The organism is Microbispora sp. GKU 823 (assembly GCF_002027145.1).
In the GTDB taxonomy this organism is placed as follows: Bacteria; Actinomycetota; Actinomycetes; order Streptosporangiales; family Streptosporangiaceae; genus Microbispora; species Microbispora siamensis.
This window is the reverse complement of the sequence record NZ_MWJN01000026.1, coordinates 1-17,026: the sequence shown is the minus strand read 5'-3', so window position 1 is coordinate 17,026 and position 17,026 is coordinate 1. Positions and strand designations below refer to the sequence as shown.

Genomic DNA, 17,026 nt, shown 5'->3' with positions numbered 1-17,026 from the left:
CGGCGCGGCGTCGTACCAGTCGCCGCCGAGGCTCGACGCCAGGCCCGCCGGGACGTACCGGACCGCGATCCGGGCGTAGGGCAGGTCGATCGACGCGCCGGGCTCGGGCAGGATCGCCTCCCGCAGCGCCAGGGTGACGCGGCGCTCCTCGGCGGCGCGTTCCCGGCGCTCCGCCCACCGCCGTCCGCCGATGTCCTGGACCATGAGGGTGCCGACGGGGGCGGCGCCGGGCGTCGTGTCCGGGTCGCGGTCGTCCGCGGGGGGAAGGGCGGGCTTCGTGCCGCCCACTACGCCGACCATTTGTCTCGCTCTCGATGCCGCTCTTGCACTGCCGTACGGACGTTCTGTGATCGCCCTGACGCGGAGCGTAGCAGTCCTGCATTCCGCAGGGGTTGGTTTTCTTCTATGGCGTGGAATAAGCCAGAGCCCCGCGAAGGTCGCCCGCGTGGCGCCTGTGGTATGCGCGCACCTGAGTAGGTCGTCAGGGCCCGCGCTCGTTAGATTAGGTCGCGTGACGACGATGTCCATGGAGCCCTCCGACCTGTATCCCACGACCCGTCCGGCCGCGGTGAGCGAGGCCGTCGACCGAGCCGGTCTCGACGCGCTGCTGCTGACGCCGGGCCCGGACCTGCGCTATGTGACCGGCTACGACGCCCTGCCGCTGGAACGGCTGACCTGCCTGGTCGTCCCGGCGTCAGGCGAGCCGTTCATGATGGTGCCGCGCCTGGAGTTGCCGGCCGCCGAGCACTCGCCCGCCTCCCGGCTCGGCATCGAGTTCGTCGCGTGGGACGAGACCGACGACCCGTACGCCGAGGTGGCCCGCCGCCTGGGCCCGGTCGCCCGGGTCGGGCTCGCCGACCGCATGTGGGCGCTGCAGTCGCTGCGGTTCCGCGCGGCCATGCCCGGGGCCGAGCAGGTGCTGGCCGGGAGCGTCCTGCGTGAGCTGCGCATGCGCAAGTCGCCCGCGGAGAAGGCGGCGCTCGCGGAGGCGGGGGCGGCCATCGACGCCGTGCACAACCTGGTGCCCCGGCTGCTGAAGGCCGGTCGTACCGAGCGCGAGGTCGGCAAGGACATCGCGGAGGCGATCATCGACGCGGGGCACGCCCGGGTCGACTTCGTGATCGTGGGCTCGGGGCCGAACGGCGCCAGCCCGCACGCCGAGCTGAGCGACCGCGTGATCCGGCCCGGCGAGCCCGTCGTGGTGGACATCGGCGGCGTCATGCCGAGCGGCTACTGCTCCGACTCCACGCGGACCTACTGCGTGGGCGAGCCCCCGGCCGACTTCACGGCCTACTACGAGGTGCTCAAGCGTGCCCAGGAGGCCGCCTGCGCCCACGTCAGGCCCGGCGTGAGCTGCGAGTCGGTGGACGCCGCCGCCCGCGAGGTGATCGCGGAGGCGGGGTACGGCGAGTACTTCGTCCACCGCACCGGGCACGGCATCGGCCTGGAGACGCACGAGGAGCCGTACATCGTCGCGGGCAACACCGAGGAGATGCGGCCGGGGTTCGCCTTCTCGGTCGAGCCGGGCATCTACCTGCCCGGACGGCACGGCGCCCGGATCGAGGACATCGTCGTCTGCGGCGAGACCGCCGGCGAGCGGATGAACAACACGACCAGGGACCTGGTCGTGGTGGACTGATCCCCGCGGCCGTGCTCTCCGCCGCTCTGGCAGAGTGATGATCACGACTGCCGGATCGGAGGACGGATGACGCACGAGGACATGGGCGGGGGCATCGGCGAGGGCATGGACGATCCCCGCGCCCAGGCCGAGGGCGAGGTCAGCATGGCGCGGCTGGCGCTGGAGGACGGGGAGACCGGGCACGCCGCCGCGCACGTCGCGGCGGCGCTGGCCCACGATCCCGCCCTGCCCGAGGCGCACGAGATGCTGGCGCGGCTGCTGGCCGGTCCGGGCGGCGGGCCGGACCTGTTTCCGGTGGACGAACCGGTCTTCCTCGGCACGGCGCTGGCCCGCGCGCACGCGCTGGCCGCCCGCGGCGAGCACGTGCCCGCGCTGCGCCTGCTGATCTCGGTGCAGCGGCACGAGCCGGGGGGGACGCTGGGCGCACGTGCCGTGGGTGCTCGACCCCGAGCTGCCCGGGCGGATCCCGCCCGGCGAACTGTGCTCGCTCGTCTCGCTGCTGGCCTCCGGGCTGCCCGGCACCGTGCCGGAGGACGGCCGCGAGGCGCTGCTGCCGTACGTCGTGCTGGTGCGGGGCGCGCTGCGCGCCCACCCGGACGACGCGTCGTTGCTCTGGCTGGCCTCGCTGCTCCTGCGCCGGGTGGGGGAGGCCGAGGAGGCGGTGGAGCTGGCCGTCCGCTCCTACGCGCTCGCGCCGTCCTTCCAGGCCGCCCTCGCCGAGGGGTACGCGTGCCGCGACCTGCAGCGGTGGCCCGAGGCCGAGCGGGCGATGGTGCGGGCGCTGGAGCACGACCCCGCCAACCTCGCGTTGTACACCGACATCGGCGAGATGCTGCACAGCAGCGGCCGCCCGCAGGAGGGCCTGGAGTGGGTGGAGCGCGCGCTGCGGCGTGAGCCCCGGCACCCGAACGCCTATCCGACGGCCTGCGGGATGCGCTTCGAGCGGGACGGGGACGTCCGGCACCTGGTGGAGCTGGCCGACCACCTGCGCGGCGACCCCGGCAACGAGCACGGCGACGCGGTCCTCGGCGAGCAGTGCGGGCTGCGGCTGTGGCTGGGACGCGTCCCTGGCCCGACGGAGTCGGTGATCGACGTGCTCTACCAGATGGTGGAGCGGGAGGAGGTCCCGGCCGGCGGCGAGCTTACGGTCTCCGCCCCCGAGCCGCCCAGCGCGCTGCTCGCCTTCTCCCTGGTCGCGCCCGGCTTCGCGCTGACCATCGCCGATGCGCCTGAACCCGACGCGCGGCTGACCGTGCCGGAGGTGTACGCCCACGGCCCGGTGCGGGGGGTGACCCGCCGGGTGTGGCGTTACGAGGGCATGACGGCCGTGCCCGCCGTGCCGCCGCCGTCCAGGGAGGCGCTGGAGGCCGTCGCCGCCGTCGCGGCGTTGCGCTGGCCGCACCTGCCGGCCGCCTACGACCACGCCGTACGCCTGTCGGGCCTGTCCCTCGGCGACCTGCTCGGCGTGCTCGTCCACCCGCCGCTGTCGCCGTACGGCGAGCCGGCGGCCGTGCCGCTGTGGATCAGGCAGGTCCAGGCGTGGGCCTGCCTCGGCATCGCCCATCACCAGGCCGGCCAGCCGTGGGCGGAGTCCGAGCGCAGGAGTGTGCTGACCGACCTGGCGTACGGGCCGGAGGACTGGGTGAACGAGGCGGCCCTGCTCGGAATGATCGCCACGGCCTGGATGGACCCGGACGCCCGCGAGGACGTGGCCGAACTGGTGGCCTGGCGCTACCTGGCCGCCGTGGAGGCGTCGAAGACGAGGCCCGTGACGATCCTCGGCTCGCTCGCCGCCCTCGTGCTGGCGACCCCCGGCATGCACCCCGACGTACGGGCGCTGGCGACGGAGGAGTGATCGCGGAATTGTCACCCGGGTCTGGTAGGACGGACCCCGCCGGTTCCCCCAGCCAAGGACATTCCATGATCCCGTACGACACCTATTTCGGCTACAAGCATCGCTACGACGAGACCTATGCCGGGCTGCCGGTGACCGAGGTGGCCCCGTGGCAGGAGGAGGCGATCCCCGACCTGACGTCGGTGGCGGTGCGGATCAGCTCGGGGTGGGGCGAGGACTACCCCATCGCCGAGGCGTTCGGCGCGCTGCTGACGCAGGTGGACACGGCGGCCGTGCCGGCGATCGTGATCGGGGGGTGGAACGACTGCTACGGCAAGTCGTCGGAGCAGATCGTCGGCCTGCTCGCGGAGAACGCCGCCCGGTTTCCCGGGCTGCGCTCGCTCTTCCTCGGCGCGATCAGCTCCGATGAGGCGGAGATCTCCTGGATCCAGCAGTCGGACGTGACACCGCTGCTGGAGGCGTTCCCACGGCTGGAGCGGCTGGAGGTGCGCGGCGGCTCGGGACTGAGACTCCGGCCCGTCAGGCACGAGTCGCTGCGGATGCTGCGGTTCGAGACAGGCGGGCTGCCCGCCGAGGTGGTGCGTGCCGTGGGCGCCTGCGACCTGCCCGCCCTGGAGCACCTGGACCTGTGGCTCGGTGAGGAGAATTACGGCGGGGACGCCACGGTCGCCGACCTCGCGCCGATCCTGTCCGGCGAGCGGCTGCCGGCGCTGCGCCATCTCGGGCTCCAGGACAGCGAGATCCAGGACGAGATCGCGGCGACCGTGGCCTCCGCGCCGGTCGTCGCCCGGCTGGAGTCCCTCGCCCTGTCGATGGGCACGCTGACCGACGCCGGGGCGGAGGCCCTGCTCGGCGGGCAGCCGCTGACCCATCTGCACACGCTCGACCTGCACCACCACTTCCTCACCGACGCGATGGCCGCCCGGGTGACCGAGGCGCTGCCGGGCGTCGAGGTCGACCTGTCGGAGCAGGAGGAGGCCGAAGACGACGGGGACGGGGAAGTCTGGCGTTACGTGGCGGTGAGCGAGTGACGGCGGCGCCCGACCCCGGCGAGACCTTCGTCCACGAAGACCTTTATCTGTACGGCACAGAGTGGGAGACCGAGCAGTTCTTCGCCGGAAGGCCGGTGGTGGAGCCGGGAGAGCCGGTCGCCGATCCCTCGGCGGTGGCATGGGCTCTCACCAACGGGCTGTCCGGCCACGAGGGAGAGCCGGGACTCGAGCAGGAACTTCGGCGCCTGCTCGACTCGGTGGGCGGCGACGCGATCGAGTCGCTCGTACTGGTTCACTACGGGCGCGACGTGCCCGCGTTCCTGGCCGCCAACGCGGCGCGGTTGCCCCGTCTCCGGTCGGTCTTCCTGGGGTTCGTCAGCGCTGAGCTGATGGAGATCTCCTGGATCGAGCAGGGGGACGTCACTCCGCTGCTCGAGGCGTTCCCCCACCTGGAGCGGCTGGACGTCCGCGGCTCGCAGGGGCTGACCCTGCGGCCCGTACGGCACGAGCGGCTGCGGGTGCTGCGGTTCGAGTGCGGCGGGCTGCCCGCCGAGGTGGTGCGGGCGGTCGGGGCCTGCCACCTTCCCGCGCTGGAGCACCTGGAGCTCTGGCTCGGGGTCGAGAACTACGGCGGGAACGCCACCGTCGCCGATCTGGCGCCGATCCTGTCCGGGGAGCGGCTGCCCGCGCTGCGGCGGCTCGGCCTGTGCGACAGCCCGGCGCAGGACGAGATCGCGGCGGCCGTCGCCGCCGCCCCCGTGGTGGCCCGGCTGGAGGAGCTCAGCCTGTCGATGGGCGAGCTCACCGACGCCGGTGCGGAGGCGCTGCTCGGCGGGCAGCCGCTGACCCATCTGCGCCGGCTCGACCTGCACCACCACTACCTCAGCGGGCCGATGGCGGCCCGGATCGCCGCGTCCCTGCCGGACGTGGACGTGGACCTGTCCGAGCGGCAGCCCGACTACGAGCGCTACGTGGCGGTGAGCGAGTGACTCCGCACCTGGCCGTGGTCGGGGTGCCGGGCGACCGGCGGGTGACGATGTTCCGCGACGCCGTCGTCGCCCGGGGGCTGCCCGAGCCGCGGGTGGTTTCCTGGCGTGACGTGCTGACCGGACGCGAGATCGGCCTGCCGCCCGGGACGCTCGTGCGGATCGACTCGCCGGGCGAGGACGCGGAGACCGACGCGCTGCTGCGCGGACCGGGGGACCCCACCAGGGTCGGCGGGGGCGCGGCCTGGTACGCCGCCTTCACGGCCGGGCTGCGGCGGATCGCCGCGCTTCCCGGCGTCCGCCTGCTGGGGGACGTCGAGGAGATCGCGGTGATGTTCGACAAACGCCGCTGTCACGCCCGGCTGTCCGCGGCCGGAGTGCCGGTGCCGCCCGCCTTCGAGGCCGGCTCGTACGGCGAACTGCGCGAGTGGATGGCCGAGCGGGGCTGGGCCCGCGTGTTCGTCAAGCCCGCCCACGGCTCGTCGGCCTCCGGGGTGATCGCGTTCCAGGCCCACGCGGGCCGGGTGAAGGCGGTCACGTCGGCGGCGTGGATCGGCGGCACGCTGTGCAACTCGCTGCGGGTCCGCGCCTACGAGGACGAGGCCGATGTGAAGGCGCTGGTCGAGACGCTCGCCCCCGACGGGCTCCATGTGGAGCGGTGGTTCCCGAAGGCGTCGGCGGGCGGCAGGACGTTCGATCTGCGTGTCGTGACCGTGGCAGGAAACCCGACCCACGCGGTGATGCGTACGAGCAGGACGCCGATCACCAACCTGCACCTCGGTGGCCTGCGGGGCGACCTCGGCGTGGTCCGGGCGCGGACCGGCCTGTGGGAGCGGGTGCTCGACGCGGCCGCCCGGACCTCCGCGTGCTTCCCCGGGAGCCTGACCGCCGGTGTCGACCTGATGGTCGGGGCCGACTGGCGGTCGGTGGCCGTGGCGGAGGTCAACGCGTTCGGCGACCTCCTGCCCGGCCTGGGCGACCTGGCGGGCGAGGGCAGGGACACCTACGCCGAGCAGGCCGAGGCGATCCTGGATGGGCGATGGACATGAACGAGGTCGTGGGGACCCACGACATCCTCCTGGTCACGCTCGACACGCTCCGCTACGACGTCGCGGCCGAGCTGGCCGACGCCGGGCGGCTGCCCAACCTGCTGCCCGGCGGCCGGAGGTGGGAGCGGCGGCACAGCCCCGGCAGCTTCACCTACGCCGCGCACGTCGCGATCTTCGCGGGGTTCCTGCCCACGCCGGTCACGCCGGGGCCGCACCCGCGCCTGTTCGCCGCGACCTTCCCCGGCAGCGAGACGACCGGGGCGGGCACCTGGGTGTTCGACGCGCCCGACCTGCCCACCGGGCTCGCCCGCGCCGGCTACCACACGGTCTGCGTCGGCGGGGTCGGGTTCTTCAACAAGCTGACTCCGCTGGGCTCGGCCCTGCCCGGGTTGTTCGCGGAGAGCCACTGGGAGCCGGCGTTCGGGGTGACCAGCCCCCACTCGCTGGAACGGCAGATCGACCGCGCCGAGGAGGTGCTGGCGCGGCGGGACCGGCCGGTCTTCCTGTTCGTCAACGTGTCGGCGCTGCACCAGCCCAACCACTTCCACCTGCCCGGCGCCACCGGGGACGGCCTGGACACCCACGCTGCCGCGCTCGAATACGTCGACCGGCACATCGGCAGGCTGTACGCGCTGATGAGCCGGCCCTGCCTCGTCATCGTCTGCTCCGACCACGGCACGGCGTACGGCGAGGACGGGCACGTCGGGCATCGCGTGGGCCACGAAGTCGTCTGGACGGTGCCCTACGCCGAGTTCATCCTGGTCAATCCCGATGGGGAGCACGATTGACGCCTTACGAGGGATACGTCTACGCCTACCCGCACAAGACCGCCTACCGGCCGCTCGATCCTCGTCCGGCCCTGAGCGAGGTCTGGGCGGGGGAACGGGCGGGCGCGTTGTATGTCCACATCCCGTTCTGCGAGATGCGGTGCGGGTTCTGCAACCTGTTCACCCGCACCGGGGCTCCGGAAGGCCTCACCGGGGCCTACCTGGACGCCCTGGAACGGCAGGCGCGAGCCGTACGGGCCGCTCTGGACGAGCCGCGCTTCACGACGGCGGCCTTCGGCGGCGGCACGCCCACCTACCTGGACGCCCGGGAGCTGGCCCGCCTGTTCGACCTCACAGAGCAGGCGATGGGCGTCGACCTGCGGGAGATCCCGCTGTCGGTGGAGACCTCCCCGGCCACCGCCACGCCCGACCGTCTCGCCGTGCTGGCCGAGCGGGGCGCGAGCCGGATCTCGATCGGCGTGCAGAGCTTCGTGGACGCCGAGGCCCGCGCGGCCGTACGGCCGCAGAAGCGCGCGGAGGTGGACGCCGCGCTCGACGCGATTCGCGCGTCGGGCATCGCGGCCCTCAACATCGACCTGATCTACGGCATCGACGGGCAGACGCCCGGCTCCTGGCAGTACTCGCTGGACACCGCGCTGACGTGGAAGCCGGAGGAGCTGTACCTCTACCCCCTGTACGTCCGGCCGCTCACCGGGCTCGGCAGGCAGTCGGGCGGGCAGGGCCGCGCCTGGGACGACCAGCGGATGGAGCTGTATCGCCTCGGCCGCGACCACCTGCTCGACGCGGGGTACGAACAGGTGTCCATGCGGATGTTCCGGCTGCCCGGCACGACGGCGTCCACGGACTACTGCTGCCAGACCGACGGCATGGTCGGCCTCGGCTGCGGGGCCCGGTCCTACACGAGCACCCTGCACCACTCCTTCGAGTACGCGGTCGGGGCCCGCCACGTACGGGCGATCATCGACGACTACGTGCGGCGCGACGACTTCGGCGTGGCCAACGTGGGGTTCGCCCTGGACGAGGAGGAGCGCAGGAGACGGCACCTCATCCAGTCGCTGCTGCGGACCGAGGGGCTGTCGCGGGACCTCTACCGGTCCAGGTTCGGCACCGATGTGCTCGACGACTTCCCCCTGCTGGACCGGTTCCCGGGCTGGCTGACGGCGGACGCGTCCACCGTGCGCCCGACCCCCGACGGGCTCGCCCACTCCGACGCCGTCGGCCCCGCGCTGTTCTCGCCGCGCGTCAGGGCGCTCATGGAGGGATACGCCGCGTGCTGACCATCCTCTATCGGGGGCCGCTGGCGAGCTGCGACTACGACTGCGGCTACTGCCCGTTCGCCAAACGCAGGGACACCCCCGAGCAGTTGCGCGCCGACCGGGCCGCCCTGGAGCGGTTCACGGCATGGGTGGCGGCCCAGGACATCGAGATCTCGGTGCTGTTCACCCCGTGGGGCGAGGGTCTGGTGCGGTCCTGGTATCGCGAGGCGCTGGTGCGGCTGTCCTGGCTCGGCAACGTGCGAAGGGTCGCCATCCAGACGAACCTGAGCTGCCGCACCGGCTGGCTCGCGGAGGCGTCGGACCGGGCGGCGCTGTGGGTGACCTACCACCCCACCCAGGTGCCCTACGAGCGGTTCCTGCCCAAGGTCCGCTCGCTTCCCGTACGGCACAGTGTCGGCATCGTCGGCGACCCCGCGCATCTGGCGGACGCCCGCAGGCTCAGAGCGGACCTGCCGCCCGAGACCTATCTGTGGGTCAACGCGCAGGAGGGCCGGGTCTACAGCGACGCCGAGGCCGCGGACTGGACGGCCGTCGACCCGCTGTTCGGCTACAGCCGGCACGCGCACCGCAGCCTGGGCCTGCCGTGCCGCACCGGGGACAGCGTGATCTCGGTGGACGGCGACGGGACGGTCAGGCGCTGCCACTTCGTGCCGGAGGTCCTCGGCAACCTCTACGACGGCTCCTACCGGCCCGCCCTGCGGCCCCGCGCCTGCCCGCTGCCTGTCTGCGACTGCCACATCGGGTACGTCCACCTGGAGCCCCTCGGCCTCTACGACGTCTTCGCGGGAGGCGTGCTGGAACGCGTCCCGGCCGCCTGGCCGCCTCAGGTCTCCCGCTCGGGGCGGTAGTCCTCCTCGCGTACGCCGAAGGTCCACGCCACCCCCTCGCGCGCCCTGGTCACCCACGGCGGGACCCGCAGGAAGTAGGTGCGCCGGGTGCCGTCCGGCTCGGGCGTCGAGTTGACCACCTCGACCAACGCCACCGGTTCGTCGCCCGGCAGGTCGATCCGCCACAGGACGCCGGTCTCGTCGGAGTGCCGCGGCCGGGCGCCCGGCTCGGCGAGGTAGCGGTCGAGGCCGAAGTGCTCCAGCATGACCCGGCGCAGCTCCGCGTTCTCCTCCGCGCGGATGCGCTCGGGGGTGAGCGCGGCCATGGTCGCGCCGAACCCCGCCGGGACAGGCATCCCGTGCCAGGCGTGCAGCGCGAAGCCGTCGGCGTACGACAGGGCCGGACCCTCCGCCCGGTGTAGCCGCCCCACGTCGTCCAGGTGCAGCTCAACCGGACGGTCGGTGACGATCGCGACCCGCTCGTACGGCCACCACCAGCCCGCGTGCCGCGCGACCCGCTTGAGCCCCTCCAGGCCCTCGAAGGCCGACAGCCAGGCCGCGTCGTGCTGGCCGAGCACCGCGTCGAGCGTCGCCTGCCGTAGCACGTCGCCGCCGAGGCCGCCGACGGCCCTGCGGATCTCGGTGACCAGCCGGTCGACCCGCGGCCACAGCCGGCCGCCCGTCTCCTCCCACAACCGGGCCCAGCCGGCGGGGCCGGCGGCGGCGCTCGCCTCCGCCCTGGCGCTCTCCCAGGGCACGGTGCGCACCTCGTATCGCACCGAGACCCCCGGGTCGACGCCGTCGAGCGCCCGCAGCCGCCCGAAGCCGATCTCCTCCATCGCCGTCCGGACCTCGTCGGTGCCGAGCAGCCACACCGCCGCGATCGCCCCGGCGGCGGGGGAGGCCAGCCGTACGATCACCTCAGGCTCGGGCAGGCCCGCCTCGCGGTAGGCCAGCCGCACTCCCGCCGACGCCTCGTCGTGGTCTCCTTCGCCGGTGGCGAAGGCCACCCGCTCCCAGGTCAGGGTCTCCATCAGTCGGCCACCGTCCGGAACGAGCCGGGCACGTACTCCCGCTGGCGGATCACCCGGAACCATCCCTTCGGCAGCGAGATCGCGTCGTGCTCCTCGTGGACGAGGCGTCCGCCGCCGGGCAGGTGCAGGAACCCGGGGTACAGCGTTCCCGGCCCCGGGATCGCGTGGCAGTGCCCGGTCGCCTCGCCCTCCGCCAGCACCAGCCTCCCGCGCGGTCGCGCGGCACCGGGCGCAGCCCGCGCGGCACCGCCGTCTCCGCCACGGGCACGATCAACACGTCTCCCTGTCGGTACATCAGTCGACCTCCGGGTCTCGGCAATGATCGCAAGCTAGCCAGGCCCACTGACATTTCTGGCAACGCGGCATTTCGGTGGCTTGGGGACGAGGCGGTCTCGGGCGGCGCTACCGTTGCTGGGGTGGAGGAGATCGATCGCCGAATCGTCACCCTGCTGGCGACTGACGGCCGGATGAGCTTCACCGATCTGGCCAAGGAGACCGGGCTGTCGGTCTCCGCCGTGCACCAGCGGGTACGCAGGCTGGAAAAGCGTGGTGTCATCCGCGGATACGCCGCTCTCGTGGACTACGACGAGATCGGTCTTCCGATGACCGCCTTCGTCTCGATCAAGCCGATCGACCCCTCCGCGCCGGACGACGCGCCGGAACGGCTGAGCCATCTGACCGCCATCGAGGCGTGCCACAGCGTCGCGGGCGATGAAAGTTACATTCTCAAGGTCCGCGTCGCCTCCCCGCTGGCGCTGGAGGAACTCCTCCAGCAGATCCGCGCCTCGGCCAACGTCAGCACCCGCACGACCGTCGTCCTCAGCACCCCGTACGACTACCGCTCCCCCGTGATCGAGAAGGAGCCGGAAGAGGACGCCGCCGGCTGAGCGCCGTCCCCCTCCCGGAGGAAGTGCGCACGGACCCGGGCGTACGCCTCGGGGGGCGCGCCGAGGCGGTCGAGGCCGAGCAGGGCGGCGCCCACAATCGGCGGCACGTCGGCCACGACGAGCCGGGCGAGCGGCGCCCGTTCGGCGTAGTGCCTCTCGACCAGCGACGTCAGCAGGGGGTGCCGGGCGGTCAGCACGCCGCCGCCGAGCACGACCTCGCAGGGCGCGGCGAGCAGGCCGAGCCGCCGCATGGCGACGACGCCGAGCAGCGTGATCTCCTCGGCCTGCCGCTCCACCAGCGACCCGGCGATCGCGTCGCCGTCCGCGGCGGCGGCCAGCAGGGGTGGCACGAGGGCGTGCAGCCGGTCGGCCGGCAGGTCGCCGAAGTGCAGTGCGACGACGGCCTCCTCGACCGTGGCGGTGCCGAAGCAGGCGCGCACGACGTCGGTCAGCACGGTCGCGGGACCGCGGCCGTCCTCGGCGCGTACGGCGTGCCAGAACGCCTCCTCGCCCAGGTGGTGCCCGCCGCCCCAGTCGCCGCTGAGACGGCCGAGCGCGGGGAAACGGGCGACCTGCCCGGTGGGGGAGACGCCCACCGCGTTGATGCCGGCGCCGCAGACGACGGCCACGCCCCATCCCGCGCCCGAACCGGCCCGCAGCAGGGCGAAGGTGTCGTTGCCCACGGCGACCTCGGCGCCGTAGCCGCGGGCCAGCAGCTCGGCCCGCAGCCGCTCCTCCTCGACCGGCAGGTCCGCGCCCGCGACGTACGCCGCGACGTGGTCGGCGTACGGCGGTGAGGCGGTCTCGTCGGCGAGGGCACGCCGTACGGTCCGGCCGATCACCTCGACGGCGGCGGCGGCCCCGGCGCTCTGCGGCAGGAACGCGGGCCCGCGCGCGGTGGCGAGCACCGTGCCGTCCTCGCGGACGAGGGCGACGTCGGTCTTGCTGTTGCCGCCGTCCACGGCGAGCACCGTACGGGTCACCGGGCCACCGCCCACGGCAGGAACGCGCGGTTGGCCTCCACGAGGCGCGCGGCGAGGTCGTCGGCGAGGGAGGCCTGGCCGACCAGCGGATGGGCCAGCAGGGCGTCCCTGACCCGGTCCTCGCCGCCGTGCAGGGCCGCCTCCAGGGCGAGCGACTCGTACGCCGACACGTGGGCGATCAGGCCCCGATAGAGCGGCTCCACGGGATCGACGGGCAGCGGGACGGCCCCGGCGGCCCCGACGGCGGCCGGGACCTCGATCACCGCGTCGTCGTCGAGGAACGGCAGCGTGCCGTTGTTGCGGGTGTTGACGACCTGCACGTCCCCGCGGTCGCCCATGAGCGAGGCGACCAGGGCGACGGCGGCCTCGGAGTAGAAGGCGCCGCCGCGTTTGTCCAGCAGGTCGGGCTTGGTGTCCACGGCCGGGTCGGCGTACATCTCCAGCAGCGCCGACTCCATCGCCGCCACCTCGGCGGCCCGCGACGGCGAGGTCCGCTGCTCGGCCACCACGCGGTCGTGCTCGTAGAAGTACCGCAGGTAGTACGACGGCACGGCGCGCAGGTGGCGGACCAGGCCGACCGGCAGGCCGAGGGCCTCGGCGATGCCCTCGCCGTGCTCGTCCAGCAGGCGGGGCAGCACGTCCACGCCGTCGAGCAGGACGGACCGCTCCCAGGTGAGGTGGTTGAGCCCGACGTGGCCGAGGGCGATCCGCTCGGGGGCCACGCCGAGGAGGGCGGCGAAGCGGCGCTGGAACCCGATGGCCACGTTGCACAGCCCGATGGCCCGGTGCCCGGCGTCGAGCAGCGCCCGGGTGACGATGCCGACGGGGTTGGTGAAGTCGACGATCCACGCGCCGGGCGCGTGCGCGCGCACCTTCTCGGCGATGCCGAGCACCACGGGCACGGTCCGCAGGGCCTTGGCGAGGCCCCCGGCGCCCGTGGTCTCCTGCCCGACGCAGCCGCACTCCAGCGGCAGGGTCTCGTCGACGTTCCTGGCGGCCTGGCCGCCGACGCGCAACTGCAGCAGCACCGCCGCGGCCCCGGCCACGCCGTCCTCCACGCGGGTCGTGGTGGTCAGCGTGGCCGGATGCCCGGCGCGGGCGAGCATCCGCCGGGCCATCCCGGCGACGGTCGCGAGCCGTCGCTCGTCGGGGTCGACGAGCGCGATCTCCGACAGCGGCAGTTCGCCGCGCAGGCGGGCGAAACCGTCGATCAGCTCCGGCGTGTACGTGGAACCGCCCCCGACAACGGCCAGCTTCATTTGACTCCCGTCAGCTTGACGCCCTCGATGAAGACCTTCTGGGCGAAGAAGAACACGATGATCACCGGGGCCATGGCCAGCAGTGTGGCGGCCATCGTGAGGTTCCACTGCACGCGGTGCACCGACCGGAACGCCGCCAGCCCCAGCGACAGCGTCCAGTTGTCCAGGTCGGTCCCCGCGTACAGCAGGGGTCCGTAGTAGTCGTTCCAGCAGTAGAAGAACTGGAAGAGCGCGACGGCGGCGATGGCCGGCCGGGCCATCGGCAGGATCACTCGCACGAGCGTGCGGAACTCGCCGCATCCGTCGACCTTGGCCGCGTCGGAGTACTCGCGCGGGATCGTGACGAGGAACTGGCGCAGCAGGAAGATCGAGAACGCGTCGCCGAGCAGCATCGGCAGGATCAGCGGCCACAGCGTGCCGGTCAGGTGGAAGCGGGCCCAGATCAGGTAGATCGGCACCGCCACGACCTGCGGCGGCAGCATCATCATGGTGATCACGAGCAGCATCGCCATCCGGCGGCCGGGAAAGCGGAACCGCGCCAGCGCGTACGCCACGGGGATCGACGACACCAGCATGAACGCGGTGGCGAGCACCGAGTAGAGCAGCGTGTTGCGGATCCAGGTCAGCAGCGGCGCCTTCTCGAAGATCTCGGTGAAGTTGCCCCAGTTCCAGGTGTGCGGCCACAGGTCGGAGGTGAGCGCCTGCCGGTCGCTCATCAGGGCCGTGAGCGCGATGAACACCAGCGGGCCGAGGAACATCAGCGCGAGCGCGATGCCCAGCGCGTGCCGGGCGACCCACAACAGCACCGAACGCCTCGTCATACGTCCTCCTCGCCGAGGCCGCGGAACTGCCGCAGCAGGATGAGCGTGAACACCATCGCGACCGCGAACAGCATCAGCGCGAGCACGCAGGCGTAGCCCATCGCGTAGTCACGGAAACCCTGCTGGAACAGCCACTGCGGGAACGTCAGCGTGGACTGGTCGGGGTAGCCCGGGGTGAAGACCGACCCGGCCGAGTCGGTCGCCCCGGACGCGACCCGCGCGGCGACCTCGGCCTGGGTGAAGTACTGCAGCGTCTGGATCACCCCGGTGACGAGGGCGAACATCAGCACCGGCCGGATCACCGGCAGCGTGATCGACGTGAACTGCCGCCAGCCGTTCGCGCCGTCGATCGCGGCGGCCTCGTAGAGCTGTTTCGGCACGTCGAGCAGTGCGGCCATGAAGATGACCATCAGGTCGCCGACCGACCACAGGCCGAGGAGGGTCAGCCCCCACTTCGACCACGCCGGGTCGCCGAACCAGTCCGGCGCGGGCAGCCCGACGGCCGACAGGATCGCCTGCACCGGACCGGTGCCGGGGTTGAGCAGGAACACGAACCCCAGCGTCCCGGCCACCAGCGGCACCAGAGCCGGCAGGTAGAAGATCGTGCGGTAGACCCCGGCGCCGGCCTTCAGCCGGGTCACCAGCTGGGCGACGCCGAGGCCGAACAGCACCCGCAGCGGGACCATCACCACGACGAGCCACAGCGTGTTGCGGATCGCCGTCCAGGCCGCCTGATCCTTGAAGAAGTACTCCCAGTTGAGCAGCCCGACGGGCTCCAGGGTGAACAGGTCGTACCGCTGGAAGGAGAAGTAGACCGTGGACACCAGCGGGTAGACGAAGAAGATCGCGAACCCGGCGAGCCAGGGGGACAGGTAGAGCAGGGCGCGGAGGTTCGGGCGGCTGAGAGCCGTTCTTGCCATCGGCTCAGCCGCCTGCCGTCAGCCTGAGCTTCTCGTCGATCTTCTTGTCGACCTCGGCGAGCAGCGCGTCCAGGTCGGACGCGCGGCCCGACTCCCACTTGATCTGCGCCTCCTGCAGCGTCTGCTGGTTGAAGACGGAGTTGACGTGGGCCGGCAGCGTCGTGCTGTTCGGGTTGGCGAAGACGTCGAGGAAGGTCTGGAAGTTCGGGTCCTTCTTCAGGTCGGGTGACTGGAGCGCGGGCAGCGTGCTCGGCACGTTCCTGATCGCGTTCGACAGCGTCACCAGCGAGCCGGTGTCGGTGGTGAGGTACTTCACCAGCTCCCAGGCGGCCTCCGGGTGCTTGGCGCCACGCGGGATGCCGATGACGGTGCCGGTGATGAAACCCGCGCCGTACCGCTGGGCCTGGTCGTCGGCCACCGGCAGCGGCGCGGTGCCGTAGTCGAGGTCCGGGGCGTCGGCGGCGAGCATGGCCGTGCGCCACTCGCCGTCGATCGCCATGGCGACCTTGCCGGTGGTGAACGGGTTCTCGGCCGACCACTCGTCGCCGAAGCTCTTGCGGAACTTCTCGATCTTGTCGTAGCCATACCAGTCCGTGAGGTCCTTCTGCCAGGTCATCAGCTTCTTCCACTGCGGGTCGGAGCCGATGGCCGAGGTGCCGTCGGGATTGGTCCACTTCGCGCCGACCATCACGCCGGTGTGGATGGGGGCGTTCTCGTACATCTGGCTGGTCGGGACGAAACCGGCGACCTTGATGTCGCCCTTGTCGTCCTTGACCGTCAGCTTCTTGGCGAGGTCGGCCAGCTCGCTCATCGTCTTCGGCGGCTGGTGGCCCTTCATGAGCGCCTTGTTGTAGTAGAGGCCGTACGCGTCGGCGAGCATGGGCATCACGCAGCGCTTGCCCTGATACTGCGTGTATTCGGCGATCACCTTCGGGAACAGCGACGCCGGGTCGATGCCGGTCGCCTTCAGGTACGGGTTGAGGTCCTGGAAGATCCCGGCCTTGCAGAACTCGGCGACGCTGTCGGTGGTGAACGAAAGGGCCACGTCGGGCGGGTTGCCGCCGCGGACCGACTGGAGGATCTGGCTGTCCTGGATGGCCTTGGTCGGCTTGACCGTGATCCAGGGGAACTTCTTCTGGAAGCCCGCGAGGGTCTCGTCGAAGGCCTTGAGCTCGTTGTCGGCGCTGAAGCCGTGCCAGAACTCGATGGTGACCGGGTCGTGGCTCGCCCCGCTCTGGGCCACCTTGGGCGGCCCGCTCTCGGTGCCGGCCGTACAGGCGGTGAGCGCGGCCCCGACGGAAAGTGCCGCGGAGAGGAAGAGAAGGCGTTTCATGGGGGGTGCCTCCCTAGTGAGTCGAAGGGGATTTGTTCACCGCGCCGAACAGCTCCTCGCGTACGGCGCCGAGCGCGAGGTCGAGGGCCCCGGCGAGGACCGGGTTGCCCTCCAGGGTGGACAGCAGCACGCGGGGCCGGGGGATGGTCAGCGCGTGCAGCTCACGCTCGACCGTCTCCCGCAGGACCTCGCCGCCGGCCAGCAGCACGCCGCCGGACAGCACGACGATCTCGGGATCGACCACGGCCGTGATCGCGGCCACGCCCCAGCGCGAGGCGGCCGGCGAGGTCGCGGAGGGCCTCGCGCCGCGCTCTCGCCGTCCGGGCCGCCGCGTCCGGCCACGGCGACCGCGGTGCGGACGGCGCCGCTCGCCGTG

Annotated in this window: 16 protein-coding genes and 1 pseudogene; 9 read left to right on the top strand and 8 right to left on the bottom strand. The window is 72.5% G+C overall.

Annotated elements, in window-relative coordinates; genetic code table 11:
- The first annotated feature begins 520 nt into the window (after nt 1-520).
- From B1L11_RS16070 to B1L11_RS16040, 8 genes are all read left to right on the top strand, one after another.
- Nucleotides 521-1,639, top strand: a complete 1,119-nt coding sequence (locus B1L11_RS16070) for a Xaa-Pro peptidase family protein (protein WP_256862603.1) — start codon at nt 521-523, stop codon at nt 1,637-1,639.
- A gap of 427 nt (nt 1,640-2,066) precedes the next feature.
- The gene (locus B1L11_RS46860) at nt 2,067-3,494 is read left to right on the top strand and encodes a tetratricopeptide repeat protein (protein ID WP_179155173.1); all 1,428 of its coding nucleotides are present in this window, start codon (nt 2,067-2,069) and stop codon (nt 3,492-3,494) included.
- 65 nt (nt 3,495-3,559) lie between these two features.
- Nucleotides 3,560-4,525: an STM4015 family protein gene (locus tag B1L11_RS16060; protein ID WP_079315229.1), complete on the top strand. Its 966-nt coding sequence runs from the start codon at nt 3,560-3,562 to the stop codon at nt 4,523-4,525.
- Nucleotides 4,522-5,475 carry an STM4015 family protein gene (locus tag B1L11_RS16055; protein ID WP_256862587.1) on the top strand — a complete coding sequence of 318 codons (954 nt, stop codon included), beginning with the start codon at nt 4,522-4,524 and terminating at the stop codon, nt 5,473-5,475. Before B1L11_RS16060 ends, B1L11_RS16055 begins: the two co-directional genes overlap by 4 nt.
- Entirely contained in the window at nt 5,472-6,521 is a 1,050-nt protein-coding gene (locus tag B1L11_RS16050) for an STM4014 family protein (protein ID WP_143737307.1), read from the top strand. Before B1L11_RS16055 ends, B1L11_RS16050 begins: the two co-directional genes overlap by 4 nt.
- Nucleotides 6,518-7,309 carry an STM4013/SEN3800 family hydrolase gene (locus B1L11_RS45260; protein WP_179155177.1) on the top strand — a complete coding sequence of 264 codons (792 nt, stop codon included), beginning with the start codon at nt 6,518-6,520 and terminating at the stop codon, nt 7,307-7,309. Before B1L11_RS16050 ends, B1L11_RS45260 begins: the two co-directional genes overlap by 4 nt.
- On the top strand, nt 7,306-8,586 hold the full coding sequence (locus B1L11_RS45255; RefSeq protein ID WP_179155172.1) for an STM4012 family radical SAM protein: 1,281 nt from the start codon (nt 7,306-7,308) through the stop codon (nt 8,584-8,586). Before B1L11_RS45260 ends, B1L11_RS45255 begins: the two co-directional genes overlap by 4 nt.
- A complete protein-coding gene (locus B1L11_RS16040) occupies nt 8,580-9,434 on the top strand; it encodes an STM4011 family radical SAM protein (RefSeq protein ID WP_079315228.1) in 855 nt (284 codons plus the stop codon). The genes B1L11_RS45255 and B1L11_RS16040 overlap by 7 nt, the downstream gene beginning before the upstream one ends.
- On the opposite strand, the gene B1L11_RS16035 is transcribed toward B1L11_RS16040, so the two are convergent.
- On the bottom strand, nt 9,410-10,447 hold the full coding sequence (locus B1L11_RS16035; protein ID WP_079315227.1) for a DUF6745 domain-containing protein: 1,038 nt from the start codon (nt 10,445-10,447) through the stop codon (nt 9,410-9,412). The genes B1L11_RS16040 and B1L11_RS16035 overlap by 25 nt on opposite strands.
- Complete coding sequence (locus B1L11_RS16030) at nt 10,447-10,647, bottom strand: hypothetical protein (RefSeq protein WP_256862586.1); 201 nt, start codon at nt 10,645-10,647, stop codon at nt 10,447-10,449. Before B1L11_RS16030 ends, B1L11_RS16035 begins: the two co-directional genes overlap by 1 nt.
- 216 nt (nt 10,648-10,863) lie before the next feature.
- On the opposite strand from B1L11_RS16030, the gene B1L11_RS16025 reads away from it, so the two are divergent.
- Nucleotides 10,864-11,334 carry an Lrp/AsnC family transcriptional regulator gene (locus B1L11_RS16025; RefSeq protein ID WP_079315226.1) on the top strand — a complete coding sequence of 157 codons (471 nt, stop codon included), beginning with the start codon at nt 10,864-10,866 and terminating at the stop codon, nt 11,332-11,334.
- On the opposite strand, the gene B1L11_RS16020 is transcribed toward B1L11_RS16025, so the two are convergent.
- The 6 genes and pseudogenes from B1L11_RS16020 to B1L11_RS15995 all read right to left on the bottom strand — a co-directional run.
- Nucleotides 11,283-12,317 carry an N-acetylglucosamine kinase gene (locus B1L11_RS16020; protein WP_218671158.1) on the bottom strand — a complete coding sequence of 345 codons (1,035 nt, stop codon included), beginning with the start codon at nt 12,315-12,317 and terminating at the stop codon, nt 11,283-11,285. The two genes, B1L11_RS16025 and B1L11_RS16020, sit on opposite strands and share 52 nt — an antisense overlap.
- Nucleotides 12,314-13,576 (bottom strand): 6-phospho-beta-glucosidase, encoded by a 1,263-nt coding sequence (locus B1L11_RS16015; RefSeq protein WP_079315225.1) that lies wholly within the window; start codon nt 13,574-13,576, stop codon nt 12,314-12,316. The genes B1L11_RS16020 and B1L11_RS16015 overlap by 4 nt, the downstream gene beginning before the upstream one ends.
- Nucleotides 13,573-14,397 (bottom strand): carbohydrate ABC transporter permease, encoded by an 825-nt coding sequence (locus B1L11_RS16010; RefSeq protein WP_079315224.1) that lies wholly within the window; start codon nt 14,395-14,397, stop codon nt 13,573-13,575. The genes B1L11_RS16015 and B1L11_RS16010 overlap by 4 nt, the downstream gene beginning before the upstream one ends.
- Nucleotides 14,394-15,317: a carbohydrate ABC transporter permease gene (locus B1L11_RS16005; protein WP_079315223.1), complete on the bottom strand. Its 924-nt coding sequence runs from the start codon at nt 15,315-15,317 to the stop codon at nt 14,394-14,396. The genes B1L11_RS16010 and B1L11_RS16005 overlap by 4 nt, the downstream gene beginning before the upstream one ends.
- 4 nt (nt 15,318-15,321) lie before the next feature.
- Complete coding sequence (locus B1L11_RS16000; protein WP_079315222.1) at nt 15,322-16,650, bottom strand: ABC transporter substrate-binding protein; 1,329 nt, start codon at nt 16,648-16,650, stop codon at nt 15,322-15,324.
- A 13-nt stretch (nt 16,651-16,663) separates the two neighbouring features.
- Nucleotides 16,664-17,026: pseudogene (locus B1L11_RS15995) on the bottom strand (hypothetical protein); the annotation flags it as partial.